We start from the raw sequence: 25,408 nt of genomic DNA on the forward strand, positions 1-25,408 counted from the left end.
CGCGGCCAGAAACTGAAGGAGACCAAGGCCAACGACAACACCGTCGACTACACGTACTACTTGGACAGTGCGCTGAAGTCCACGAGCGAGAAGAAACCGAACGGCACGCTCGTCGCCTCCCACACCTACGCCTACGACCCGAACGGGAACAAGGCGCAGGACGTGGCGAAGAAGATGAACGCCGACGACCACGCCGCGTATCTGTCGTCCACGACGGACTACACCTACGACCCCGTCGAGCGGCTCGCCAAGTCGGTCAAGACCGGCACGGGCGCCGGCACGGAAACCTACGTCCACGACGACAACGCCAACGTCATCAGCCAGACCGTCAAGGGCACATCCACGACCTACAACTACGACCGCAACCGCCTGCTGACGGCCACCACCGGCGGTACGACGGCGAACTACAACTACGACCCGTTCGGCCGCCAGGATTCGGTCACCTCAGGCGGCAAGGTCATCGAGCGCAGCGTGTACGACGGCTTCGACCACGTTGTGGAGTCCCAGAAGGCGGACGACACCGGCGCGCTGAGGTCGACGAAGTACACCTTCGACCCGCTCGACCGCACCGCGTCGAAGACGGCGGACGGCAAGACGACAGACTTCGAGTACCTGGGTCTGTCGGGCGAGGTCCTGGACGAGAAGGTCGCCGGCGAGCTGACCAAGTCCTACCAGTACAGCCCCTGGGGCGAGCGCCTGTCACAGATCAAGCACAACACCGACGGGACGACGGAGGACGGCTTCTACGGCTACAACAGCCACTCCGACGTCGAAACACTGACCGACAAGAACGGCGACTCGAAGGCCACGTACGGCTACACCGCCTACGGCTCCGACGACAAGTCCGAGTTCACCGGCATCGACAAGCCCGACACCACAGACCCCACGAAGGATGCCTACAACCCCTACCGCTTCAACGCCAAACGCTGGGACGCCCAGTCCGGCACCTACGACATGGGCTTCCGCGACTACAACCCCGGCCTCAACCGCTTCACGACCCGAGACATGTACAACGGCGCCCTCGCCGACATGAACCTCGGCAACGACCCCATGACCGGCAACCGGTACGCCTTCACGGGCGGCAACCCCATCAGCCGGGTTGAACTGGACGGACACCGTCCCGACTACTGTGACGATCCGGGTGTGGGCTGCCGTATGACGTCGACTGGCTGGGAGGCTAAGTCCTCGCCGATTCCGAAGAGCGACGAAGCCGGCTCTTCGCCGAACACTCCGCACGACGTTGCGCCCTTCGACTCCAAGTCCAGCGGGAAGGACTGGTTCAACTACGCGCTTACACAGACAATGAGCCTGTACAACACCATCACCGAGGGAGCGTGCTGGTCCGGTCTGCAGTTGTCGTGCGACCTCTGGAACCGCTACCGGGAGCAGAGCGGAGACACCTACACGCTGCAGAGCAAGACCGTGGACAACCTTCTTGAGGACGAGGGCCTGAGCCGCGGCCTCAAGAAGGAGCTGGAGCGCTGGGAGTCGTACGCGACAAGCCAGTGCGCAGGCGGCGGCACGTGTTCGTTCTCCGGTGACAGTGGGTGGCTGAAGACGAAGTTCCAGCGTCTTGATGCCAAGAACGCCATCGGCAGTGTGAAGTTCCGGGTCACCGGTTCCGTCACCATGGGTGCCGGAGGCGAAGCGCGGACGCGGTACCAGGTGGACCTCTTCAAGAACTGGAACTTCGACCGGGGGAAGACCGCGCCTGTCCCGTTCCTGACGGAGGCGACGGGCAAGGAGATCGACCTCGGGCAGTTCGTCGACCTGCATGAACATGGATGGGCACAGGAATATGACATGGTCGGAACCAGTACCATGCACTACTTCTAGCTGCGGGGGAGGACATGGGTAGTCGCAGAGGGCGAGGAATGACCGTAGTAGGGATACTGCTGCTGGGCCTGCTCGCGATGTCGGGTATCGCGTACGCGATGTTCGAGGCAGTGACTGTGACCAGCGCACAAGCAGCCGATGACTCACGGATGTTCACCAGGTGTGCGCGGGGCAAGTCCCTGAGGGACACCCTGAACACCTACCGGCTGGTCCTTCCCGAGCGGGCCGAGAATGTGAAGTTCTGCGATCAGGACGACTGGTCGGGTTCTGCCGGAGAGATGCAGTTCGAGATCGACAGGGCCGACCTGGCGCCGTTCCTCGAGTCCTCCAGCGGGGGCGAAGTGGAACTGGTTCCGATCGAATCGTCCGGCGACAAGGGGCGGTGGCAGACCATCCCCAAGGGCGTCACGGTCGATTCGGGACGGTACAACATCACAACCGCGACCTGCGACAGCACCGTCTATGTGGATGTGCAGACGGCGCGGGGCAACATGGTACGTGTGTACCTCGAGATGGTGTGTATGTCGTGACACCGCCCTTGAAGGCCCGTCGCCGCACCTGGTCGGTTTGACCAGACCGCGAGCAGGTTGAGCAGCCGCTCGGCTGGGGAACCTCCCAGCCGAGCGGTTTGCGTGGCCGCCCGCTGGTGCGTTCGTCAGGCCCCACCAACCCGGTTCCTGGGACTCCCTGCGGTGGACCACGTGCCAGCGCAGATGCTTGGACTCCTGGCATTCCCCCTCGTTGGCCTCGAATTCGTCAGGGGGTTTCGGTGCTGATCTGCTCGGCGGTGCGTCCGTAATGTCCTCGGGCTGTTCGAGGTGGGCCGGCGCGTGACGCCGCGGGTGCGCCGCGGGCCGCAACTTCCCCGGCTGGCACCGCCACGTCACCCTCGCCCAGGCGTTCTGCACCATGCTCAGGCTCGACCCCAAAGCGCCTGCGCCGGCCTGACCTTCTACGCGGTCCTCCGCGCGCTTCAGGCCCTCCTGGCCACCTGGACCGGCGCCTGCTCGATATGCGGCCAATCCGCACCGACACCAGAACCACACCACAGGACCCAACAAAGCTCTAGCGTAGTCGTGCCAGCCCGGCAGCCCGGTCAGCATCTCCAGCGCTTCGTCCACGCTGTCGCCGATCAGCCCCGCCATGCCGTCCGACGACGCGTACAGCACCGGCCCGTCCGCATCCGGGTCCCCGCACACGAAATAGGTGCCGCCCGTGTCGTCCCCCGCCATCGGGGTCAGTGCCGCGCCGGACGCCAGCACCACGTGTTCGACGTGATCGGCGCGACCGAGGTCGAAGTCGAAGGGGAACGCGGCCGGTTCGGCCAGCTCACGGTTGTTCCGCAACAGCTGGAGTGCACGGTCAGTCATGCCACTGAACGTAACAGCGGCCAGTGACCATGCCGTTGCGGGTTGAGAGGCCCGCGGCTCACGCGGGCTGGAGCAGGTCCCAGCGGTTGCCGTACAGGTCCTCGAAGACCGCGACCGAGCCGTACGGTTCGTGGCGCGGCTCCTCCAGGAAGCGCACTCCGGCCGCCAGCATTCGTGCGTGGTCGGCCGCGAAGTCCTCGGTGTGCAGGAAGAAGCCGACCCGGCCGCCGGTCTGCGTGCCGACGGAGGCCCGCTGGTCCGCGTCCTTGGCGCGGGCCAGCAGCAGCCCCGTACCCGCCGCGGCGCCGCGCGGGCGGACGACGACCCAGCGGGATCCGTCCCCGCGGTCGGTGTCCTCGACGAGTTCGAAGCCGAGGGCGTCCGTGTAGAAGGAGAGGGCCTCGTCGTAGTCGCGGACGACCAGAGTGACCAGGGAGATGTGGGACATGGCGGTTCCTCGGGGTGCGGAGCTGGGGCGTACAGAGTTATACGTAACACTACCGAGCGCGCCTCCCATGCCGGGACAATGCCTCGCATGCACCTGAGTGACGTCGGCGAACTGTCGGCCCGCGCCCGCCGGATCGCCGCCCCCGGCCGTCGCCGCATACTCGGCATCGCGGGGCCGCCCGGAGCCGGGAAGTCCACCCTCGCCGCCCAGCTCGTCGACGCGCTCGCCGGGCTCGCCGTCCTCGTCCCGATGGACGGCTTCCACCTGGCCGGGGCCGAGCTGGACCGGCTCGGCCGCGCCGGCCGCAAGGGCGCCCCCGACACGTTCGACGCCGCTGGGTACGCAGCCCTGCTCCGACGCCTGCGCGCGCCCGGGGAGGAGGGGCCCGTCTACGCCCCCGCCTTCGACCGGACCCTGGAGGAGCCGATCGCCGGGGCCGTTCCCGTGTCACCGCACATCCCGCTCGTCGTCACCGAGGGCAATTACCTGCTCCACGACGACGGCCCCTGGGCGCCGGTGCGCGGACTGCTCGACGAGGTCTGGTTCCTGGACCTCGACCCGGACGTACGGGTCCGCAGGCTCGTCGACCGCCATGTGCGGTTCGGCAAGCCCCGGTCGTACGCGGAGCGCTGGGTGGCCGGGTCCGACGAGACCAATGCCCGGCTCGTCGACCGTGGCCGGGACCGCGCCGACCTCGTCGTACGGCTGCGTCCGGCGCCCTGACCCCCACTCGCGCCCGCCCCCGCCGCCGGGCAGGATGCTGTATGCCCTATCGCATCGCCAGGAGGTCCGCATGTCCAGCGAGAACCAGCCCGTGCCGTTCACCGCCGACGACTACCGGGCGAGGATGGAGCGGGCCGCCGAGTCCGCCGCCGAGGCGGGGCTCGCGGGTGTCCTCGTCGCACCGGGCCCGGACCTCGTCCACCTCACCGGCTACCACCCCGTGAACACCGAACGCCTCACCCTCCTCGTCCTCAAGGCGGGCCAGGACCCGGTCCTCGTCGTCCCCACTCTGGAGGCACCGGACGCCGAGGAGGCCGTCGGCTCCCCGGCTCTGACCCTGCGCGACTGGACCGACGGCAAGGACCCGTACGCCGTGACAGCCCCGCTGCTCGACGCGGCCGGCCGGTTCGGGATCAGCGACAACGCCTGGGCGATGCACCTGCTCGGGCTGCAGAACTTCCTCCCCGGCACCTCGTACGTCTCCCTCACCGAGGCGCTGCCGATGCTGCGGGCGGTCAAGGACGCCGCCGAGCTGGAGCGGCTCGCGGCAGCGGGGGCCGCCGCCGACGCCACGTACGAGGAGATCCTGAAGGTCCGCTTCTCCGGCCGCAAGGAGACCGACGTCGCCGCCGATCTCGCCGCGCTGCTCAAGCGGTTCGGGCACTCGCAGGTCGACTTCACCGTCGTCGGCTCCGGGCCCAACGGCGCCAACCCGCACCACGAGGCGGGCGACCGCACCATCGAGCGCGGCGACATGGTGGTGCTGGACTTCGGCGGCCTCAAGCACGGCTACGGCTCCGACACCTCCCGCACGGTCCATGTCGGCGAACCGACCGCCGAGGAGCAGCGGGTGCACGACATCGTGCGGGAGGCGCAGGAGGCCGGCTGCCGCGCGGTCCGGCCCGGGGTCGCCTGCCAGGAGATCGACCGGGCGGCCCGCGCCGTCATCACCGAGTTCGGTTACGGCGAGCGCTTCATCCACCGCACCGGCCACGGCATCGGCGTCACCACCCATGAGCCCCCTTACATGATCGAGGGCGAGGAGCAGCCGCTGGTGCCCGGGATGTGCTTCTCCGTGGAGCCCGGCATCTATCTGCCGGGCCGGTTCGGCGTCCGCATCGAGGACATCGTGACCGTCACGGAGGACGGCGGGCGGCGGCTCAACACCACCGCACGCGAGCTGGCGATCGTCGAATAGCCGGACCGGGAGGAGCGTTCGGCTCCCGGTCGCGGAACGGGCGCTGTACGTCGTACGGGTACGGCAGGGGTCGCGCCTTCGCCGACGGTGTCGATGCAGGTGCGGCCCGCCTCCGTGAACCCTCAGTCGTCGGCGAGTACCACGCACGACTCCGGCGGCAGATGCAGCAGCCCGTCCGCGCCCGGCGCCGCCACCGGCTCCCAGGCGGCCAGCACCCTGCCCATGCTGGTCCGGTTCCGTCCGCCGCCGAGCGGGATCGTGGCCGGTTTCTCGTCGAGGTTGACCGCGATCCGAAGATCGCCCCTGCGGTACGCCAGCCAGCGCCCCTGCTCGTCATGGGCGGTCTTCACCGCGGCCAGATCCGGATCCGACAGATCGGGCATGGTGCGGCGCAGCGCGATCAGTTCGCGGTACCAGGCGTGAAGGCGGGCGTGCGGTTCGCGCTCCGGTTCCGTCCAGTCCAGGCAGGAGCGGTTGCGGGTGGCAGGCTCCTGCGGGTCCGGGATGTCGTCCGCCGCCCAGCCGTGCGCCGCGAACTCCCGCCGCCTGCCGTTGCGTACCGCCTCGGCGAGCGCCGGATCGGTGTGGTCGGTGAAGAACTGCCAGGGGGTGCGGGCACCCCACTCCTCGCCCATGAACAGCATCGGGGTGAACGGTCCGGTCAGTACCAGCGCCGCCGCGCAGGCCAGCAGAGCGGGGGAGAGCGTGGCGGAGAGCCGGTCGCCGAGCGCCCGGTTGCCGATCTGGTCGTGGGTCTGCGCATAGCCGACGAAGCGGGTGGCCGCGGTGCGGACGGTGTCGACGGGGCGGCCGTGCGTGCGGCCGCGGAATCTCGAGTACGTGCCGTTGTGGAAGAAGGCATGCGTCACGGTCTTGGCGAGGGCGGCCAGCGGGGCGGTGGCGAAATCGGCGTAGTAGCCCTGGGACTCGCCGGTCAGGGCCGTGTGCAGGGCGTGGTGGAAGTCGTCGTTCCACTGGGCGTGCAGCCCGATCCCGCCTGCCGTGCGCGGCGCCGTGGTACGCGGGTCGCAGAGGTCGGACTCGGCGATCAGGGTCAGCGGACGGCCGAGCTCCGCGGCGAGCGCGTCGACCGCCGCGGACAGCTCCTCCAGGAAGGTCAGCGCGCGGGTGTCGGCGAGGGCGTGGACCGCGTCGAGCCGCAGTCCGTCGAGCCGGTAGTCGCGCAGCCAGCCGAGCGCGCTGCCCAGCAGGTACGCGCGGACCTCGTCCGATCCCGCGGCGTCGAGGTTGACCGCGGCGCCCCACGGCGTGTGGTGGGTCTCGGTGAAGTACGGGCCGAAGGCGGGCAGGTGGTTGCCGGACGGTCCCAGGTGGTTGTGGACCACGTCGAGGACCACCGCAAGACCGAGCCCGTGCGCCGTGTCGACAAAGCGCTTCAGTCCTTCCGGGCCGCCGTACGGTTCGTGCACGGCCCACAGCGACACCCCCTCGTAACCCCACCCGTGCGTGCCGGGGAACGGGCAGACGGGCATCACCGACACATGGGTGACGCCCAGCTCGGCGAGGTGCCCGAGCCGCGCCGCGGCGGCGTCGAAGGTGCCTTCCTCGGTGTACGTGCCGATGTGCAGCTCGTACAGGACGGCGCCGGGCAGTCCCCGCCCCGCCCACTCGTTGCGCCAGGCGTACGCCTCCTGGTCGACGACGGCGCTCTCGCCGTCCGGGCCGTCCGGCTGGCGGCGCGAGCGCGGATCGGGCAGCACGGGGCCGCCGTCGAGGACGAAGCCGTACCGGTCCCCGTCCGCGGCATCCGCCTCGGTCGTCCACCAGCCCGCCCGTGCCGGGTCGCGCTCCATCGCCCGCAGCTCACCCGCCAGCCGCAGACCGACCGTATCCGCCTTCGGTGCCCATACCTCGAACCACATGCGTCGCTCCTCGTCTCCTCGTTCCGGCCCCATGGTCGGCAGAAGGCGGGATCACCGGCCCACGACACTGGATCGAGCCCGTTACTGACGATTAAGGTCTGATCCTGATCATTGCCCTGCCAGGTTCTGCTCATTCGTACGGCTGCTGGCGGCCGAGATGACCGTGCCGACATTCCCGCCGGATTCCTCCGGGGAACCTCCGCCTTCCAGACCGAAGGAGCGGCCGACACCGACGGCAAGGGCCCCTCCGGCTGGGACGCCTTCGCCGCCCAGCCGGGACGGATCAAGGACGGCACGGACACCACCCGCGGCACCGGCTTCCACGAGCACTATCCAGCTGTGCGCCAGACACCGGCCGAGCGCCACCCCGACGACCGTCGTCTGCCCCGCCGTCACCACCAGACCGGCCGCGCCGACCGGCGCACCACCCACGATCCACGGGCGGCAGCGGCCGAACCTGCCGCCCGTCCGGTCCGACAGCGCACCGGCGAGCGTGTTGGCGGCGGCGACCAGCGCCCCGACGCCGGTCGCCCAGCCGAGCGCGACCTCCTTGCCGGACGAGGCCAGATCGTCGATCTGCTCGGCGAGCAGCACCTGGATCGGGGTGAGGAAGGCCATGTACAGACCCAGGTTGGCCAGCACCAGACCACTGATCCAGCCGCCGCCCACCCGGGACCGCGGTTCCGTGCGGGTGTCGTCCACGGTCATCGGCCGCTCGCCATCAGCTCGGTGGTACCGCACGGACTTTCCCTCGGCTCAGGCCCGGGGCGCCCGGATCTTACGAACGACCCACTCAATGATCAATACTTCGCGCCATGGTTGCTTCATGGTGGTCCCAGGCCCAGCTGGGGATCTTTGTGCACTGGACACCCGCGTCCGTACCGGGCTGGGCCCCGCCGTACGTTCCCGCCGACGAGCTGCCCCTCGCCGGCCGCCGGACGCCGCTCGGCTGGACCTCGTACGCCGAGTGGTACGAGAACGCGCTCCGCTTCCCCGGCAGCCCCGTCTCCGCCCACCACCGGGCGACCCACGGCAGCCGGCCGTACACCGACTTCGGCCACGACTTCAACGACGGCCTGGACGGCTGGGACCCGGCGGCCTGGGCGCGCAGTTTCCGTGCTGCCGGCGCCCGCTACGCCGTCCTCGTCACCAAGCACCACGACGGGTTCTGCCTCTGGCCCTCCGAGGTCCGCAACCCGCACCGCACCGGCTGGCACACCACCCGCGACGTGGTCGGCGAGTTCGCCGACGCGGTACGGGCCGAAGGGCTGCGGTTCGGCGTCTACTACTCCGGCGGGCTCGACTGGACCTTCGACGACCGGCCCATCGGAACCGGCGCGGACACCGTCTCCGCCGTGCCGCGCGGCGACTACCCCGCGTACGCCGACGCCCAGATGCGCGAACTGATCCGCCGCTACCGGCCCGACATCCTGTGGAACGACATCGCCTGGCCCGGTTCGCGCACCGACGTCCAGCGGCTCATCGAGTACTTCCGCTTCACCGTCCCGCACGGCGTCGTCAACGACCGGCTGTTCCCCTACGCGCCGATGTGGCGCGCCCTCGCCCTGCCGGGCGCCAAGGCCCTGTACGACCGGTGGGAGCGCCGCACGATCGCGCAGGGCGAGGGGTTCGTGCCGCGCAAGCCCCCGTACTACGACTTCCGCACCCCCGAGTTCGCCCGCTACACCGGCCCCGACCCGTACGAGATCACCCGGGGCATCGACCACAGTTTCGGCTACAACCGGAACTCCTCACCCGACGCCTTCCTCAGCCGACCCGCGCTGACCTCACTGGTCACGGAGACCGCGGCCGCGGGCGGCAACCTGCTGCTCAATGTGGGGCCGCGCGGCGAGGATGCGACCATCCCCGCCGAGCAGCAACTCCGCCTGGACTGGCTGGCGGAGCTCACCCCGAACCTCACACCAGGTGGATGCGTTCCTGGCTGACCGGATGGCCCGCCCGGGCGAACGCGGCAGCCATCGGCGCATTGCCCTGATCGGTGGCGCCCGCGATGAACTCGGCGCCCTCGGCGGCCAGGAAGTGCGTGCACTCGACGAGCAGGTCGTACCCGTAACCGTGGCCCCGCTGCTCCGGTACGACCCCGATGAAGCCGATGCACGGCCCGCCCGGGTTACGGGCGGGCACATGGATTCCGGCCACTGCGCCCTCGGGGGTGTAGGCCAGCTGCCACCAGGAGCGCGGCGAGGGGCACCAGTGGAAGAAGTCGAGCTCCTCCTGCGCCGCCTGCTCCAGACCGCCGGGTCCCTCGATCGCCCGGCGGGCGTGCGCGTCCAGCGTGACGGAGTGGACGCGGCGCAGCACGTCGAGGATCACCGCGTCGTCCGGCTCCGGCCGGAAGGTGAGCCGGCCGGGCCGCTCGGGCAGCCCGCACTCCGGCGTCCACTCGTACCGGTACCGCTCGACCAGCGGCTTCATTCCGGCCGCGCGGGCGGCGGAGATCCTGGCCTCGGCGGCGGCCGCGACGTCGGGCCGATCCCGCCAGCCGGCGGGCAGGATCAGCTCGTACTCGGCGTACAGCGGTGACTGCCGCAGCAGTTCGATGCCCGCCTCGTCCTCGCCGTCGGCGAAGTCGAACCAGTTGAGCGTCACCGGTGAGGTGTCCTCGGGCCCCGACCACCAGGCGGCCCTGGCCACCACGACACCGTCGCGTTCGGCGATCCAGGTCCACTCGGGGCGGTACTCACCACCCTCGCGCACGGTGGCATAGCTGTGCCCGAAGGCGGCGCGGCCGACGAGACCGCGGTCGGGCAGGGTGCGGAAAAGCTGTGCGTCGCTCTCGGTGAGCGCGCGGACGACCAGGTCGGTCATGGAAGAGTCCTCCGGAAGAAGCGATGCGCTCCCGGTCAGACCGAAACCGAAACCGCCCGGCGAACGGGACGGGAGCGCGGGAATGAAGTGGCACACGTACGCACTGTTCTCGCCTCCTTCCTCGGCCTTCGGGCGGGTGGCCACCGTAACCGGTCCTGCGGTGGACCGTCCACCGGATTGGACCACCGTTCCTGGGCAGTGAGTAGGAGTGAGTCCTGGCTCACCGGCACGCCCCGAACGGTCTTGGGCGCACTGGTCCTCCGCTTTCGCGTCCCGGTCGGCGACGCATATCCCGTATGCGGTCCGTCCCGGGTGGGCGGCATCCCTACGACCTGGCCATATGGGTGTGGCCAGAGGCGACGGGGAGGCCCCGAACCATCTCGCTGGTGGCGCGGGGGCCCCGGCTGCTGACGCCACACCCGGCGTCCCAGATCGCACCGAGAACGTTACGCACACCCCGCCAGTCATGCCCACAGATCGTCGCACCGTTCACTCAATCGTGCCCATGTTCGCCAAAGCGGCTTGTGTGCCAAGCAGTTGTGAACCCCCATGTGCCGGTCGGTCCTCATCCCAGATCATGTCGAGCGCGCGCTCGAAATTGACGTACCCCAGGCGCGCGAACGACTTCGCCATCGGTACATTGCCGAGGTCCGTCGCCGCCCGGATCCGCTCCACCCCGTCCTGCGCGGCGAGCACCCGGGTGCCCTCGGCGAGCAGGTCGTCGATGTACCCGTGACCGCGCTGCGCGGGCAGCACGCCGATGTACGCGATGATCGGGTTGTAGCTGTTGCGGGCCGGGATCACGAACCCGACCGGCTCACCGCCCGGGAGTTCGGCGATGCGCCACCACTCCCGCGGGGTGCTGTACGCGCCGAGCTCCTCGTCGTAGTGCTTCTCCGCCGCCTCGCGGGCGGACAGTCCGGACGCCAGGTCCTCCTGGCCGTGCGCGTCGAGCGTGCCCTCCATCACCGGGGCCAGCAGCGCGAGGAGATCCTCGCGTCCGGTCACCGGGCGGAACCGCAGCCGGCCGCTGTCGGCGGGCACCGGCGTACCGGCCCGCCACTCCAGGCGCAGCCGCTCGACCAGCATCCGCGCACCGGTGCGCTCCATCACCCGGATCCGTGCCTCGACGAGATCGCGGACCACCGGGTCCTCGCGCCAGTCCGGCGGTACGAAACGACCGTACTCGGGACGCGGGACACCGGCGGGCAGGACGGTCGCCGCTGCCGCCCTCAGCAGCCGCAGACCCGTCTCGGTGCGCTCGGGCTCGGGCAGTGTGTCGTCGAGGTCGAAGAAGTCGAGCGCGAGGGGTATGTCCCCGCCCTGGCTCCACCAGGCGACGCGGGCGACCACGCGGTCGCCGCGCAGCGCCACCCACATCCATTCGGGGCGGCGGCGGCCCGTCGCGAGGTCGTCGGCCAGTTCGTGGTCGAGGACGTACGACAGACGGCAGAAGAGGCCCAGTTCGTCCGGCCCGGTGAGCGGACGGACAGTCAGGGCCGGGGGTACAGCGGTCACAGAGCCTCCTTGGGGCGCGTCCCGCCGTGCGGTGAGCACCGCACGGCACGCGGCCGCAGACGGTAGCAGCGTTCCCCGGACGCCCACCGCGAATATTCGGGCAGGTCCGTTCCGCCCTGGTCAGGCGGGCGGAAAGCGGGCTTGTTCTGGACACCCCGGGGCGCTCGCCCCGACAATTGATCCTGTGACGTCGTCCTTCGAGTTCCACACGTATCCCGCGCGGGTGTCCGACGCTCAGCGCGACCGTGTTCTCGGTGTGCTCAGAGAGGGTGCCGCGCAGGGCCGGCTCTCCCACGACACGTTCGTACGACGCATGGAACTGGCCCTGGCCGCCCGCCGCCCGGAGGAATTGGCGGCACTCACCGCCGACCTGCGCAGCGACGGCCGGTGGACGCGGGGGCTGTTCCGGGTGGTCGGCGAGGTGTCCGGGTTCCCGGCCCGGGTACGCAGGGCCTGGCAGGCCGAGAGGCTGCCGAAACTGCTGCTGCCCGCCCCGAGCCCGTACCCCGTGTTCATCGGCCGCGATCCGGCGAACGGGCTGCGGCTCACCCATGAGACCGTCTCGCGCAAGCATGCCGAACTCACCGTGCAGGGCGGCCGCTGGATCCTGCGCGACCTCGGCTCGACCAACGGCACGTGTGTGAACGGGCAGCGGGTGACCGGTGCGGTGTCGGTACGCGACGGGGATCAGGTGAGCTTCGGCCGGATCGCCTTCCGGCTGTCCGCGCCCGCGCTCAAGCCGCCCGGGGCGCCGGGGCTTCCCGGGCGTCCGGCCTGAGCCGGGGCGTGGATCACGCCCGACGTTCTCCCGGCCGGAGCTGAGGGGGGCCGCGGCGGCGTTCGCGGAGTTGCTGCGGGCGACGGCACCCTCGCCCGAACGGCGGTACCTCCGCTGCGTTGAGCCCTCCGCAGTGGTCCCCTTGGTTCATCCGCGCCACACAGCAGCGCACCGACTCCGGGGGCAAGGATGCAGGCCGACGCGCCCGACGGCATACCCCCGTCCGCCTCCGTGCCGGACCTCGGTCAGCGCGCCGCCCGGACCGCGCGTCCCGGCCGGCCCGGCAGGACCGCCCGGCCGGGCACCGGTCCCAGCCTGCTCGCGCCCGGCGCCGCGCACGATCCGTACCGGCTCTACCGCGTGCTGCGCGAGGAGTACCCGCTCAGCTACGACGCCCCCCTCGGCGCCTGGCTGCTCAGCAGGCACGCCGATGTGTCGACCGCCCTCACCGACCCACGGTTCACCGGCTTCCCGCACGACGGCGAGCCCCGCGGCGGCCCCGCGCCGCGCGGGCTCTGCCACGGCAGCAGGCTCTGCCTGCCACGGCCGCAGGACATCGCGCGGCCGGCGGCGACCGTTCCCCGCCACCTCACCGAGCGTGTCGAACGGACCGCCTACGTCCTCGCGCGCCGCATCGCGGGGTGGCAACAGGCCGATCTGGTCGAGGAGTTCTGCCGCTGGCTGCCCGTGGGCGCCGCCTCCGCCTCCGCCGCCTCCCCGGACCTGGGACAGGCGCCCGGCAACCCCACCGCCCCGTGCGCCGGCCGGACCGGCCTTCGCGAGACGGCGCTCGCCTCCTTCCTCGCCAATCTGCTGGACGACCCCGACCTCCTGGCCGCCCTGCGGATCGAACCCGCCCTCGCCCACCGCGCCTGGACCGAGTCGCTGCGCCGCGACCCGCCCGTGCAGGTCGTGCTGCGCCGCACCGTCGCCGAGGTGCGGGTCAGCGGCGGCACGCTCCCCGCAGGGGCGCCCGTCGCCTGTCTGATCGGCGCGGCGAACCGCGACCCGGAGCGGTACGCAGCCCCCGATCTCTTCGACCCCTTCCGGACCGACCAGGGCAGGTCCATCGCAGGGCCGGAGTCCTGCCCGGCCGTCCTGCTCGGGCGGCTGGAGGCCGAACAGGGCGTGCACGCCCTGCTCGACGCCATGCCCCGGCTCCGCTGGGCGGACGGATTCCGTCCGTGCAGTACCGGGCTGCTCACCCGCGGGCCGCGGACCCTCCTCGTACAACCCGGCTGAGTGCCGGTCCCCGGCCCCGGACCGGTCCGTTTTCAACGACAGGATCGGAGCAGTGCCACCGGCCGGTCGGCGAACAGCTCGGCCACCGCGACCGAACCGCCCGGGAACTCCCGTCCCGGCGTGAGCAGATCCGTCCACGGCCCGTCTCCCGGCAGCGCCAGCGTCGTCCCGCGCCAGCCGCCCGCCCCGGCCAGCCGCAGCGACAGCCGGGTCACCGCCGTGACGACCTCGCCGGAGCGGCAGAAGGCCAGACAGTGCGCGGCCGCCGGGCCCTGCGCGGTCAGCGGGGTGTACGTCCCCGACTCGCCGAAGAGCTCCGGCCGATTCCGCCGCAGCCGCAGTGCCGCCACCGTGAGCGCCGCCTTCTCGCCGGCGGGACCGTCCTCGGGCGGGCGGCGGAACGGCTGACGGTTGTCCGGGTCGACCAGTGCCACGTACTCCTGCTCCGTCCCCTGGTACAGGTCAGGCACTCCCGGCATCGTCAGCTGCACCAGGGCCGCGCCGAGCGCGTTGGCCCGGGTGAAGGGTGCGAGGGAGGCCGAAAACCGCTGCAACGCCTCCCGTGCCGGTCCGGTGCCGGCGCCGGGACCGGCCGCGACGAAGTCCGACACCGCCCGCTCGTACACCGGGTCGGGCTCCGTCCAACTGGTGAACAGTCCCGCTTCCCGTACGGCTTTCAGCAGCGCGGGTTCGAGACGGCCCGCCATCTCACCGGCGGGCAGCCCCGCGCAGCCGAACGCCGTCTGCCAGGCCTGCCAGGCCAGCTGCGGATCGGGCGCGACCGCCGTCGGGGCTGTCCGCGCCAGCTCCGTCAGCAGCTCCGACCACCGCTGCGGACACTCCGACAGGACCGCGATCCGGGCCCGCACGTCCGCGCTGCGCTTGGTGTCGTGCGTGGTCAGCGCGGTGCCGGTGGCGGGCCAGTCGCGCGCCAGTCGGGTGCAGAACGCGTGGAACTCCTCCGGAGCCACTGCGGGGAACCCCGGATCACCGCCCACCTCGGTCGCAGAGATCAGCGGCACGTACCGGTAGAAGGCCGTGTCCTCGACCGACTTGGCCCGCAGCGCCGACGCGGTCTGCGCGAACCGGGCGCAGAACGCCGCCCGGTCCGGCCCGTCGCCGAGCCGCCCGAGCGCCAGGTCCCGCACCACATCGACGGCCGCCGCCTCCTCGGGCACGGAGAACAACGCCCTGGCGTCCCGTACGGCCGTCTCCGGCAGCGCCGCCTCCGCCGCCTCCGTGCGCGGTCCGCCCGCCGTGACGTACGGGCGGTAGACCGGGACACGGACGAGCAGTTCATGGACGGCGGTGTGCAGCGCCCACGGGGCGTGGTCGCGCAGCGCGGGGTCCTCGGCGCAGATGCGTGAGGCGAGACGGGTCAGCAGCGCGGTCTCCGCGGCCAGTTCATGCGTCACCACCCGGTACGCGGCCCGGCGGACCGTCGGCGACCAGTAGCCGCCGCGGTCACCGGCCGGGGCGGCGAACTCCCGGTACCGGCCGAGCAGCTCGGCGGCGCCCGACGGATCGGTGAACAGCCCGTCGATCCGGTGCAGCGCGTCGTACCCCGTCGTCCCGGCGACGGCCCAGCCCGCGGGCAGCGGTTCGGTGCCGGTGAGGATCTTCTCCACGACCGTCCACCGCCCGCCGGTCGCCTCATCGAGCCGCTCCAGATAGCCGGCGGGGTCGGCGAGCCCGTCGGGATGGTCGATGCGCAGTCCGTCGACGACACCGTCCCGGACCAGTTCGAGGATCTTGCCGTGGGTGGCCGCGAACACCTCGGGGTCCTCCACCCGCACCCCGATGAGGTCCGAGATGGTGAAGAACCGCCGGTAGTTCTGCTCGGTACGGGCCAGCCGCCACCAGCCGAGCCGGTAGTGCTGCGCGTCCAGCAGTTTCGGCAGCGGAAGACCGGCGGTGCCGGCCCGGAGCGGGAACTCCTGCTCGCCGTGGCGCAGCACCTCCCCGTCCACCTGGAACCGCTCCATCTCGTCGCCGATGCGCCGGGGGAGTACCGGCAGCAGCACGCGCCCGCCGCCCGCCGCCCAGTCGATGTCGAACCAGCGGGCGTACGGCGAGTCGGGCCCCTCGAGGAGGACCTCCCACAGGGCCCGGTTGTGGCGGGGGACGGCGGCCATGTGGTTCGGCACGATGTCCAGCACCAGCCCGAGTCCGTGCTCCCGCGCCGTGGTTGCCAGCTGCCGCAGCCCCTCCTCACCACCGAGCTCGGTCCGGACACGGCTGTGGTCGATCACGTCGTAGCCGTGTCTGGAGCCGGGCACGGCTTCGAGGACCGGCGACAGGTGCAGATGGGAGACGCCGAGCGCGGCGAGATACGGCACCGCGTGTCCGGCGGCCGAGAACGGGAAGTCCGGCTGGAGCTGGAGCCGGTATGTGGCGGTGGGCGTCATGCGAACGTACGTACCCAGCCCGTAGCCGACTGTGACACGGCATCCGGACGATCCATCCGGACGAGGGGTCGCCTCCCTGGGCGTGCTGCCCCGACGACTACGCCGGCCGCTGCAGCACCGCCATGCTCCGCCCCACCAGCTTCACCCGGTCACCCGCGGAGACCTTCGGGCCCGCTCCCGGTTGCACCCCGTCCGGGCGGGCCGTGTCGACCACCACCGACCACTGCCGGCCATGGTTCACCGGAACGGCGAATTCCAGCGTGTCGGCGCTCGCGTTGAACATCAGCAGGAACGAGTCGTCGGAGATCCGCTCGCCCCGCGGGCCCGGCTCCGAGATGGCGTGCCCGTTCAGGAAGACCGTCAGTGCCTTGGCGTGCGCCGCCTGCCAGTCCCGCTGTGTCATCTCACTGCCCTCGGGCGTGAACCAGGCGATGTCCGTCAGCTCGTTGTGCGTGCCCTCCACCGGCCGCCCGTGGAAGAACCGGCGGCGCCGGAAGACCGGGTGGTCGCGGCGGAGCCAGACCATCGCCCGGGTGAACTCCAGCAGGCTGCTGCGGGGCTCCTGACCGTCCCCCTCGTCGTCCTCCGTACCGGCTTTGCGAGGCTCCGGCCAGTGCACCCACGACAGCTCGTTGTCCTGGCAGTACGCGTTGTTGTTGCCGTACTGCGTCCGGGCGAACTCGTCGCCGTGACTCAGCATCGGGACTCCCTGGGACAGCATCAGTGTGGCGACGAAGTTCCGCATCTGCCGCTCGCGCAGCTCCAGCACCTCCGGCTGGTCCGTCTCGCCCTCCGCGCCGCAGTTCCACGACCGGTTGTGGCTCTCACCGTCCTGGTTGTCCTCGCCGTTCGCGTCGTTGTGCTTGTCGTTGTACGAGACCAGGTCGTGCAGCGTGAAGCCGTCGTGGCAGGTGGCGAAGTTGATCGAGGCGAGCGGGCGGCGGCCGTCGTCCTGGTACAGGTCCGAGGACCCCGTCAGGCGCCCCGCGAACTCGGCGAGGGTCCGCGGTTCACCCCGCCACAGGTCCCGGACCGTGTCCCGGTACTTGCCGTTCCACTCGGTCCACAGCGGAGGGAAGTTGCCCACCTGATAGCCGCCCTCGCCCACGTCCCACGGCTCGGCGATCAGTTTCACCTGGCTGACCACCGGGTCCTGCTGCACCAGGTCGAAGAACGACGACAGCCGGTCCACCTCGTGGAACTGCCGGGCCAGCGTGGCCGCGAGATCGAAGCGGAAGCCGTCCACATGCATCTCGGTCACCCAGTACCGCAGCGAGTCCATGATCAGCTGCAGCACGTGAGGGGACCTCATCAGCAGCGAGTTCCCGGTGCCCGTGGTGTCCATGTAGTACTGCTGATCGTCCGCGAGACGGTAGTACGAGGCGTTGTCGAGTCCCCGGAAGGAGAGCGTCGGTCCCAGGTGGTTGCCCTCCGCGGTGTGGTTGTAGACCACGTCGAGGATGACCTCGACGCCCGCCTGGTGCAGGGCCCGTACGGCCTGTTTGAACTCGCTCACCTGCTCTCCGCGGTCGCCGCGGGAGGCGTAGGCGTTGTGCGGGGCGAAAAAACCGATGGTGTTGTAGCCCCAGTAGTTGGCGAGTCCCGCGTCCACCAACCGGTGGTCCTGGACGAACTGATGCACCGGCATCAGCTCGATCGCCGTGACCCCGAGTTCCGTCAGATGCGCGATGACTTCCGGATGCGCCAGCGCCGCGTACGTACCGCGCAGCTCCTTCGGCAGCCCCGGATGGAGCATCGTCAGACCCTTCACATGGGCCTCGTAGATCACCGTGCGGTGGTAGTCCGTACGGGGCCGCCGGTCGTCGCCCCAGTCGAAGTACGGGTTGACGACCACCGAGCTCATGGTGTGCGGCGCCGAGTCCAGATCGTTGCGCGCGTCGGGCCGGCCGAACGGATAGCCGTATACCGCCTCGCCCCACCGGATCTGCCCGGAGACCGCCCGCGCGTACGGGTCGAGGAGCAGTTTCGCCGAGTTGCAGCGGGCTCCGCGCTGCGGCTCGTACGGCCCGTGCACCCGGAATCCGTATCGCTGACCGGGCATCACCCCGGGCAGATAGGCATGGCGGACGAAGGCATCGGTCTCCCTCAGCTCCACCGCCGTCTCGGAGCCGTCGTCGTGCAGCAGGCACAACTCGATTCGGTCGGCGGCCTCCGAGAAGACCGCGAAGTTGGTGCCGACGCCGTCGTACGTGGCACCGAGGGGATACGCCTGTCCCGGCCAGACCTGCATAGATATGACTCTTCCACTTCTGATCCGGGTGCTGGGGGCACTTGGGACCGACCGGCCAGATCTTCCCCGAAAGAGTGCCCCGCACCTAGGACGTCGCCCGGTCCGGTCGGCGACGTCCGCCGGACCGGTCAACATCGGGCACTCCGTGTCGCCCGGAACCGGAATCCGGGAACCTGACCGGGGCACACGTCCGGAATGCGGCCCCTGACGGGGTGCTCAACCACTATGAATCGGCTCACTACGGCAGATCTTGCCGCAGGGAACACGCCTGGCGCAGGGGGAGTTGAGAAAGGAGCCTGTGCATCCGGCTGCACCGGATCCCGCTCCCGGAGTACCCTTCCTTGATCGTTGGTGGGGGAGCGGAAGGCGGTGCGCGGTTGAGCTCGGGTGGGTTCGAGCTGCCCCCAGGTGACCCAGGTCACGAGGGGGAATCCGTCGACGCCCCGCCCGGGGCGGTATCGCTTGCGCAGCCCATGGAGATCGGCGCCGAACTGGGCTGGGGCGCGGACGCCTGGAGCGAGGTCCGGACCAGGGCCCAGCGGGCCGGGCGCGCCTATATCTGGCTGAATCTCGTGGAACAGCGGCTGCGCTCCGTGGTCGCCGCGGTGCTGCGGCCGATCTACGAGCCGGTGCACGGCGAGGACTGGGTGGTGGCTGCCGCGGGGCCCGCCGGACAGGAATGGGTGCAGCGCGCCGTCGCCGTGCGCGAGGTCTCCCGCCGCAAGGGTTATCTGCTCGACCCGGCCGACGACAACGTGCTCAGCTTCCTCACGCTCCCGCAACTGCGGGAGCTGATGGTCCAGCACTGGCCCTGTTTCGAGCCCTACTTCGACGACCGGCGCGATGTCGAGCTGGCGCTCGACGAACTGGAGGTCGCCCGCAATGTCGTCTCCCGCAACCGGGCGCTGAACGAGGCGGTCCTCGCCCAGGCCGAGCGCGCCTCGGCGCGCCTTCTGGAGATTCTCGGCAGCGGCGCCGCGGTGCCGTCCGCGGACCGGCTGCCGGTCGACGCGGTGGAGGAACTGGTCGGCGACCGGTACGCGGATGTGGTCTCCGTCCACTCCGACCGGGTCCGGCTGCAGCGCCAGCTGCCCGCCGAGGACCTCTTCGGCGGCGCGCGCCGCCTCGACGCGATCGGCATAGGCCTCAATCTGCTGGTGCAGAACTTCTCCGGCCGCCGGCTGGTCCGGCTCGCCGAATCGGGCTGCCGGATCCGACTGCTGTTCATCAACCCGGCGAGCAGCGCGGTCAAGCGGCGTGAGCGGGAACTCGGGCTCAAGAAGGGCGAGCTGAGCCGGTCGGTGGAGATGAACATCCTCCACATGCGCCGGGTCCGCTCCAAACTCCGCGATCCGGGCGCGTTCGAGATCCACGTCTTCGACGAGACGCCGCGCTTCACGGCCTATCTGGTGGACGGCGACGGGGCGGACGCGGTGGGCGTCGTCCAGCCCTATCTGCGGCGCGCACGCGGCATGGAGGCGCCCGTGCTGGTGCTGCGGGGCGGGGGCCGGGCGGTGGTCCGGGCGGGTCAGGACAACGAGCACGGGCTCTTCGAGACGTACCGCGAGGAGTTCGAGTCCGTGTGGACGGACTCCCGGCCGGTGTCCTGACGCCCCTTCCTGCGTTGTCAGTGGTGCGTGCGAAGGTGGTCGGCACCTGGGGGAAAGCATCACAGAAGGAGGTATGGGATGAGCTGGATCAATGGGCCGTTGTCGGCGTTCGACCTGGAGACCACGGGCACGGACGTCGAGAACGACCGCATCGTGACAGCGGCGGTCGTGCGGCTCGAAGCGGACGGAGTCGTCTCGGAGGAGCGGACCTGGCTGCTGGATCCCGGTGTGGCCATACCCGAGCAGGCTTCGGCGATCCACGGCATCTCGACGGAACGCGCCCGTGAGCACGGGGTGCCGGCTGCTTCCGCGATCGAGGAGATCACCCGGGCCGTCGCCGACGGGCTGCGCTCCGGGACGCCTCTGGTGGTGATGAACGCACGCTATGACCTGTCGCTGCTCGACCGTGAGTGCCGGAGGTACGCGGTCGAGTCGGTCAGCGAGCGGCTGGGCGCAACACCGTCGCCCGTCATCGATCCGTTGGTGGTCGACAAGCATGTCGACAAGTACCGGAAGGGGAAGCGGGCCCTCCACGCGCTGTGTGCTCACTACGGGGTGCCGCTCGACGACGCTCACGACGCGAGGGCGGACGCAGTGGCCGCTGCCCGTGTGGTGCGGCGCATGGGGGAGAAGCATCAGCCCGTAGGCGTGATGCCGTTGGAGGATCTGCACGGTCTTCAGGTCCGCGCGGCAGCCGAGCAGTCGCTCTCCCTGCAGGCCTACCTGCGGCGTACCACGGATCCGGCGGCAGTCGTCGAACCGGCCTGGCCGCTCATCCCCCGGAGGCGGGAACCCGCGGGCGGGAGAGGGTGACCCGACGCAGTGGAAGGCCTGCCTCCGCAGCGCCCCGAAGCCGACGGTCTCCCGGTGACCGTGCCGATCTGCCCATGGCGGACGGTCCGCGAAAGGCTCGGTCGTCAGTTCGGAGCCGGTGAAGCCGTCTTGTCGGCCTCGAAGTCGTACTGGATCTGATCTCCGTCCACGGAGGTGACGGTGACCGTAACGCCCAAGGTGCTGCCGTCGTTCGCCGTAAGCGTGCAACGGGTGGTCTCGCCGACCTTCCCGACGAGGTCCTCGGGACACGTGATGTCCGGCTTCGGCCGGCCCGTCGTGGTGGCGAGTTTCTCGGCGACCGAGGCGGCCAGCTTGTCCGCGGAGAGTTGCGGCTTCGACGTTCCGGCACTGACCGATCCCGAACAGCCGACGAGCAGCACACCGACGGCCACGGCCGAGAGGCTCCAGGCTGCTGTGGACAATCGGGCTATGCGCATGGTGGTGCTCCGTTCCTGGTGATCAAGAAAAGAAGTCGCCGGAAGCATACGTGGTGAGATGCTCCGGGCAGGTTGCTCGCGTGGACCCGGTACCCGGTGGGATCAGGCCGAGCCGGCCCTGTCCGGCTATCTGCCCCGGACCTCGGCGGCGAGTCCGGGTCCCGCCGTTCTCACAGCTTGCCGAAGACCACTCCGCGCCAGGTCCAGCCCGACTTGAGCGCGGCGTTCCGCAGGGGGTTGCGCAGATCCGCGCCGTCGAAGCGGAAGGTCTCCGTCGCTTCGAGGCTGCCGCTGTCCCCGCGTTCGATCGTCCAGTGGCGGGAGACGGTCCTGTCCGGTCCGCGTGAGTACTCCGACGAAATCTGGAGCCTCGGCGGATTCCCGACCCTGGTGACCTCCCACTGCTCCTCGAGGGCGCGCACCTCGTGGTCCTCCTCGACCAGGCGCATCCGGATCCGGACGGCGCGGGTCAGCTGGGACTCGACGAAGAGGGCCTGCCAGGCGGGCTCCGCCATCCGCCACTCCGCCACCAGGTCGGCGTCATCCTCGGCGCCGTCGCGGATGACGTACGGGACATCGGGCCGGTTGAGGCTGAGCAGGGCTGTCCGCAGCTCCTCGGCCGATCGTGGCGCGACACCGTCGTCGGGGCGCTTGGTTCCGGTGAGCTTGTCGAAGAGTCCCATGAAGTCAACCTATGAGGGGTCGGATTGTCGGTGCAAGGCAGGCCGTTTCCACGGGACGTGCTACGAAGTCGCGCCGATGTCCGGGCGGACTGTGCGCACGAAATCCCGGAAGTCTTCCAGGACGGCGGGGTGCTGGGACGCGGTCACCGTCAGGATCAGGCGGATCACCGCCCGCCTGCGCGGATCCGCGACGTCGAGCATGGAGAGGTAGACCTGCGACTGGACGAGGTCGCGGAGCACACCCCCGGCGACGGCCGAGATGGTCAGGGTCTGCGTGAGGCCGGGCGCGTCCGCGGAGCCGACCTCGCGGCGTTCGGCCACCTCGACCGACGCGGCGCCTTGGCGCAGGTGTTCCACGGACTCGTCGGCGATCTCGGGGAGCGTCGCCGCGTCCGAGCGGAAATCGCCGTCGATCGTGATGTTCGCGGTGAATCCGGTATCCGGTTGCGGGTGCAGCGCGACGAATGCCGCGCCCTGCGCGCCCACTGCGTCCGGCGGTGTGGCGCGCCAGCCATCAGGCAGTTCGAACGCGATCGGTACGGGCAGGGTCGTGGCCATCTCGGCCTCTCCTTACTACGGCAGTGGGTGTGCGGGAGTCTGCGTCAGAACAGGCTGCCGATCGCATCGCCGACCGCCCCGGCCGCATCGCCCGCGGTGTCGACGATCTTCCCCGGGTCGACGGTGAACTCGAAGCCCACGCTGCCACCGAGGATAGGGGAGACGCCCACTTTGGCGCCGAGGTGCCATGTGCCGTTGGCGTCCTTGTTGGCGTTCAGGCTTGCCTCCGCGCCGGGACCGGCCCACCCCTCGGCCGTGACACCCGCTCCGATTCCGGCGATGTCCGCACCCGCGGATACGCCGCCCTTCGCACCGGCGAACGCCTCGGCACCCAGTTGCACACCATCGAGACCTGCCCCCGCGTTGACACCGGCCTCGGCGCCCGCCGTGGCCTCCGCCCGCCCGTACACCCCGACGGGGCCGAGGTCGGCCCGCCCCTTGGCCGAGGCTTCGCCGCCCGCGAAAGCGCCGGCCTCTGCCTGGGCGCCCTCGTTGGTGATGCCGGCGGCCGCGGAGCCCTTGGCGCCCGCATAGGCTTCGGCCCCTCCGGCCAGGCTGAACGGGCCGTTGGTGAGCGTGCCCTCCGCGCTCGCGCGGCCGAGGTCGGCGTGCGCCTCGGCCTCGCCCAGCTTCCCGGCCCCGGTGTCGGGCCCCGTGACCGATGTCCCGACACCGGGGCCGGAGGCCTCGCTCTCGGTCTTGGAGACCCACCCACCGGTCTTCTTGCCGGGCTCGGGGTCCGGCTTGCCGGCCTTCGAGAGGTCGCCCTCGGCCTCGGTGTTGAACCCGCCGATCCCGATACCGTCCATCGAGACATCGCTCGTCGCGCGGGTCAGCGCCCGCTTCACGCTCTGGTCGGCGGCGTCGACGGCCTTGACCGCCTTGGCGATCTCGTCGGTCCAGCCTTGCGCCTTCTCGCGGGCGTCGGCTATCAGCCGGGGGTAGTCGGGGTCGTGGTGGAGGGCGTACCGCTCCTGCTCGGAGAGGTTGTCGTATCCGGCATACGTCGCATTGCCGGAGCCGTCGACCTTGTAGTCCTTCTTCTCGGCGTCCTCGACCAGGTCCGTGACCGCCTTCTGAAGGCGGGTCAGCTCGGTCTTCGCGTCCGTGAGAAGACTGGCGATGGCCAGCGCCTCCGTCTTGGCCGCCCCGTACTCGAAGCTTGTTGCCGAGGCGTTGTGCTGCTGTGCGCCGAAGGCCTGCCCCTGCCAGTTCCCGTTGCCCAGCACGCCCTGCACGTGCTTCTCATAGTTGGTCTTCAGCTCACCGAAGCGCTCGCCCATCTTCTTCCACGCCTCGGACACGTCCGTGAAGGAAGACAGGTCGGCCGTCACCACGTCGTGGTAGTTCAGCGTCATGGCTGCTTCCGTCACATCCCGTCGAAGCTGCTGGGGAGCCGTATGGAGTCCGCCTGAGCGCCGGCGGCGAGGTCCTGGTTCTGGAAGATGGTCTGCGTGCCGTTCAGCGCGCTCAGCTCTTGCTGCAACCGCCCCATCAGCCGGTTCGACTGCCCCTGCCAGGCGAGCAGTGCATCGGAGACACCCTGGTCCGAAGCCCAGCCGGAGAGCCCCTTCAGCCCGGTGTCCTGCTTCAGCAGGGGGCTCGCGGGGGCCGTCGGGGCGAGGAAGGGCGGCCGCACCGCTCCACCGCCGGCCGCCATGCGGGCGGCTGCCTGGGTGTCGGGCATCAGGTGTTCTTCCATGTACTTCGTTGCGCGCTTCTTGTCGCTCGGCGAGCTCGCAAGCTTCTGCTCGCCACCATCTTCGGATCCCATGGATAATCCCCGTTGCAATCGCACGTCGTCCGCTTCACGGCCAACAGGCATGGTACGGAAGGATCGTCGGGCACCGTAGCCGCACCCTCGGTCCTCGGCGCCACACGCCCCGCCGGCACAAGTGCACGTGGAGACAGGGACGTTCAGAAGGGGTACCAGCGCACCTCGGGGTCGTCCTCACGCAGTGACGCCACCCGGCGGCGGAATTCCGTCAGCGCCTTGGGGTTCGTCGGCGCGTGCTGGGACACCCAGGCGCAGCTGGCCGTCTCCCGCGCCCCGCGCAGTACCGCACAGCCGTCCCATTCGCGGACATCCCAGCCGTACGCGGCGGTGAAGGCGTCGTACGCCTCGGCCGCCAGCCCGTACCGGTCCCGGGACAGCGCGAGTACCACCAGGTCGTGCTCACGCAGATCGGCGGAGAAGGTCTCCAGATCGACCAGCACCGGCCCGTCCGGGCCGACGTGGACATTACGGGGGAGGGCATCGCCATGGATCGGACCGGGCGGCAGATGAGGGACCAGCGCGGCCGCGGCCGTCGCGAAGCCGTCGCGGCGCTCACGCAGATAGTCGGCGTCGGCCGGGTCGACCGCATCGCCCGCGAGCCGCAGCCAGCGCTCGACCCCGCCCAGCAGCTCACGGCGGGGAAGGGTGAACCCGTCCGGCGCGGGCAGCGCGTGGACCAGGGTGAGCAGCCGCGCCAGATCCTGCGGCTCGGCTGGGCGTACGGCATCGGGCAGCCGGTGCCAGAGCGTCACCGGGTGGCCCTCCACCAGCCGCGCCCGGGGCTCAGCGGCCCGTACGGCGGGGACCCCTGAGGCGGCCAGCCACTCGGCGACGGCCACCTCGCGCTCGGCCCGGGCCAGCAGTTCGGGGTTCTGCACAGCGTTCCGGCCGACCTTGACCACCAGACCGCCGACGGCGAACACCGCGTTCTCGCCCAGCGCGAGCAGCTCCGCGCCGTCGGACAGCCCGGCAGCGGTCAGCACCTCGCGCGCACGCATCTCGTTCATGGATCGGATTTTCGCATC

22 protein-coding genes and 1 pseudogene are annotated in these 25,408 nt (G+C 70.6%); 11 read left to right on the top strand and 12 right to left on the bottom strand.

The window, feature by feature from the left end; all coding sequences use genetic code 11:
- The 3 genes from AB0I23_RS17720 to AB0I23_RS17730 all read left to right on the top strand — a co-directional run.
- Window positions 1-1,836 (top strand): RHS repeat-associated core domain-containing protein (locus tag AB0I23_RS17720; RefSeq protein WP_359110198.1); only part of this gene is annotated, 1,836 nt, incomplete at its 5' end.
- A gap of 98 nt (window positions 1,837-1,934) precedes the next feature.
- Entirely contained in the window at window positions 1,935-2,366 is a 432-nt protein-coding gene (locus AB0I23_RS17725) for a hypothetical protein (protein ID WP_359110200.1), read from the top strand.
- Between the two features lie 735 nt (window positions 2,367-3,101).
- Window positions 3,102-3,233, top strand: coding sequence for a hypothetical protein (locus tag AB0I23_RS17730; RefSeq protein WP_359110202.1), 132 nt, complete (start codon window positions 3,102-3,104; stop codon window positions 3,231-3,233).
- A 31-nt stretch (window positions 3,234-3,264) separates the two neighbouring features.
- Here the strand turns inward: AB0I23_RS17730 and AB0I23_RS17735 are convergent, their stop codons facing one another.
- Window positions 3,265-3,654, bottom strand: coding sequence for a VOC family protein (locus AB0I23_RS17735; RefSeq protein ID WP_359110203.1), 390 nt, complete (start codon window positions 3,652-3,654; stop codon window positions 3,265-3,267).
- 87 nt (window positions 3,655-3,741) lie between these two features.
- Between AB0I23_RS17735 and AB0I23_RS17740 the strand changes: the two genes are divergently transcribed.
- Entirely contained in the window at window positions 3,742-4,377 is a 636-nt protein-coding gene (locus AB0I23_RS17740; protein WP_359110205.1) for a nucleoside/nucleotide kinase family protein, read from the top strand.
- Window positions 4,378-4,447: 70 nt separating this feature from the next.
- The gene (locus AB0I23_RS17745; RefSeq protein ID WP_359110207.1) at window positions 4,448-5,575 is read left to right on the top strand and encodes an aminopeptidase P family protein; all 1,128 of its coding nucleotides are present in this window, start codon (window positions 4,448-4,450) and stop codon (window positions 5,573-5,575) included.
- Between the two features lie 122 nt (window positions 5,576-5,697).
- Here the strand turns inward: AB0I23_RS17745 and treZ are convergent, their stop codons facing one another.
- On the bottom strand, window positions 5,698-7,458 hold the full coding sequence (gene treZ, locus AB0I23_RS17750) for a malto-oligosyltrehalose trehalohydrolase (RefSeq protein WP_359110209.1): 1,761 nt from the start codon (window positions 7,456-7,458) through the stop codon (window positions 5,698-5,700).
- 157 nt (window positions 7,459-7,615) lie between these two features.
- Between treZ and AB0I23_RS17755 the strand changes: the two are divergent.
- Together AB0I23_RS17755 and AB0I23_RS17760 are read left to right on the top strand one after the other, a co-directional pair.
- Window positions 7,616-7,791: pseudogene (locus tag AB0I23_RS17755) on the top strand (family 1 glycosylhydrolase); the annotation flags it as partial.
- A 482-nt stretch (window positions 7,792-8,273) separates the two neighbouring features.
- Window positions 8,274-9,404, top strand: a complete 1,131-nt coding sequence (locus AB0I23_RS17760) for an alpha-L-fucosidase (protein ID WP_359110211.1) — start codon at window positions 8,274-8,276, stop codon at window positions 9,402-9,404.
- Here the strand turns inward: AB0I23_RS17760 and AB0I23_RS17765 are convergent.
- Window positions 9,376-10,287 (bottom strand): GNAT family N-acetyltransferase, encoded by a 912-nt coding sequence (locus AB0I23_RS17765; RefSeq protein WP_359110213.1) that lies wholly within the window; start codon window positions 10,285-10,287, stop codon window positions 9,376-9,378. The genes AB0I23_RS17760 and AB0I23_RS17765 overlap by 29 nt on opposite strands.
- A gap of 489 nt (window positions 10,288-10,776) precedes the next feature.
- Window positions 10,777-11,805, bottom strand: coding sequence for a GNAT family N-acetyltransferase (locus AB0I23_RS17770; protein WP_359110214.1), 1,029 nt, complete (start codon window positions 11,803-11,805; stop codon window positions 10,777-10,779).
- A gap of 184 nt (window positions 11,806-11,989) precedes the next feature.
- On the opposite strand from AB0I23_RS17770, the gene AB0I23_RS17775 reads away from it, so the two are divergent.
- Window positions 11,990-12,583: a DUF1707 and FHA domain-containing protein gene (locus tag AB0I23_RS17775; RefSeq protein ID WP_359110216.1), complete on the top strand. Its 594-nt coding sequence runs from the start codon at window positions 11,990-11,992 to the stop codon at window positions 12,581-12,583.
- Window positions 12,584-12,772: 189 nt separating this feature from the next.
- A complete protein-coding gene (locus AB0I23_RS17780; RefSeq protein WP_359110218.1) occupies window positions 12,773-13,825 on the top strand; it encodes a cytochrome P450 in 1,053 nt (350 codons plus the stop codon).
- 32 nt (window positions 13,826-13,857) lie between these two features.
- On the opposite strand, the gene treY is transcribed toward AB0I23_RS17780, so the two are convergent.
- Window positions 13,858-16,233 (bottom strand): malto-oligosyltrehalose synthase, encoded by a 2,376-nt coding sequence (gene treY / locus AB0I23_RS17785; protein ID WP_359110220.1) that lies wholly within the window; start codon window positions 16,231-16,233, stop codon window positions 13,858-13,860.
- A gap of 97 nt (window positions 16,234-16,330) precedes the next feature.
- Window positions 16,331-18,484 carry a glycogen debranching protein GlgX gene (gene glgX / locus AB0I23_RS17790; RefSeq protein WP_359110222.1) on the bottom strand — a complete coding sequence of 718 codons (2,154 nt, stop codon included), beginning with the start codon at window positions 18,482-18,484 and terminating at the stop codon, window positions 16,331-16,333.
- A gap of 377 nt (window positions 18,485-18,861) precedes the next feature.
- On the opposite strand from glgX, the gene AB0I23_RS17795 reads away from it, so the two are divergent.
- Window positions 18,862-20,094, top strand: a complete 1,233-nt coding sequence (locus AB0I23_RS17795; protein ID WP_359110224.1) for an SAV2148 family HEPN domain-containing protein — start codon at window positions 18,862-18,864, stop codon at window positions 20,092-20,094.
- A 78-nt stretch (window positions 20,095-20,172) separates the two neighbouring features.
- Entirely contained in the window at window positions 20,173-20,907 is a 735-nt protein-coding gene (locus tag AB0I23_RS17800; RefSeq protein ID WP_359110226.1) for a 3'-5' exonuclease, read from the top strand.
- A gap of 104 nt (window positions 20,908-21,011) precedes the next feature.
- On the opposite strand, the gene AB0I23_RS17805 is transcribed toward AB0I23_RS17800, so the two are convergent.
- From AB0I23_RS17805 to AB0I23_RS17830, 6 genes are all read right to left on the bottom strand, one after another.
- The gene (locus tag AB0I23_RS17805; RefSeq protein WP_359110228.1) at window positions 21,012-21,365 is read right to left on the bottom strand and encodes a DUF4333 domain-containing protein; all 354 of its coding nucleotides are present in this window, start codon (window positions 21,363-21,365) and stop codon (window positions 21,012-21,014) included.
- Between the two features lie 170 nt (window positions 21,366-21,535).
- Window positions 21,536-22,048 (bottom strand): hypothetical protein, encoded by a 513-nt coding sequence (locus AB0I23_RS17810; protein ID WP_359110230.1) that lies wholly within the window; start codon window positions 22,046-22,048, stop codon window positions 21,536-21,538.
- A 60-nt stretch (window positions 22,049-22,108) separates the two neighbouring features.
- On the bottom strand, window positions 22,109-22,606 hold the full coding sequence (locus AB0I23_RS17815) for a hypothetical protein (RefSeq protein WP_359110231.1): 498 nt from the start codon (window positions 22,604-22,606) through the stop codon (window positions 22,109-22,111).
- A 44-nt stretch (window positions 22,607-22,650) separates the two neighbouring features.
- Entirely contained in the window at window positions 22,651-23,964 is a 1,314-nt protein-coding gene (locus AB0I23_RS17820) for a hypothetical protein (RefSeq protein WP_359110233.1), read from the bottom strand.
- Between the two features lie 11 nt (window positions 23,965-23,975).
- Window positions 23,976-24,380, bottom strand: a complete 405-nt coding sequence (locus tag AB0I23_RS17825) for a hypothetical protein (protein ID WP_359110235.1) — start codon at window positions 24,378-24,380, stop codon at window positions 23,976-23,978.
- A 143-nt stretch (window positions 24,381-24,523) separates the two neighbouring features.
- Entirely contained in the window at window positions 24,524-25,390 is an 867-nt protein-coding gene (locus AB0I23_RS17830) for a phosphotransferase enzyme family protein (RefSeq protein ID WP_359110237.1), read from the bottom strand.
- Window positions 25,391-25,408: the final 18 nt, after the last annotated feature.

The organism is Streptomyces atratus (assembly GCF_040655115.1).
Taxonomy (GTDB): Bacteria; Actinomycetota; Actinomycetes; order Streptomycetales; family Streptomycetaceae; genus Streptomyces; species Streptomyces atratus_D.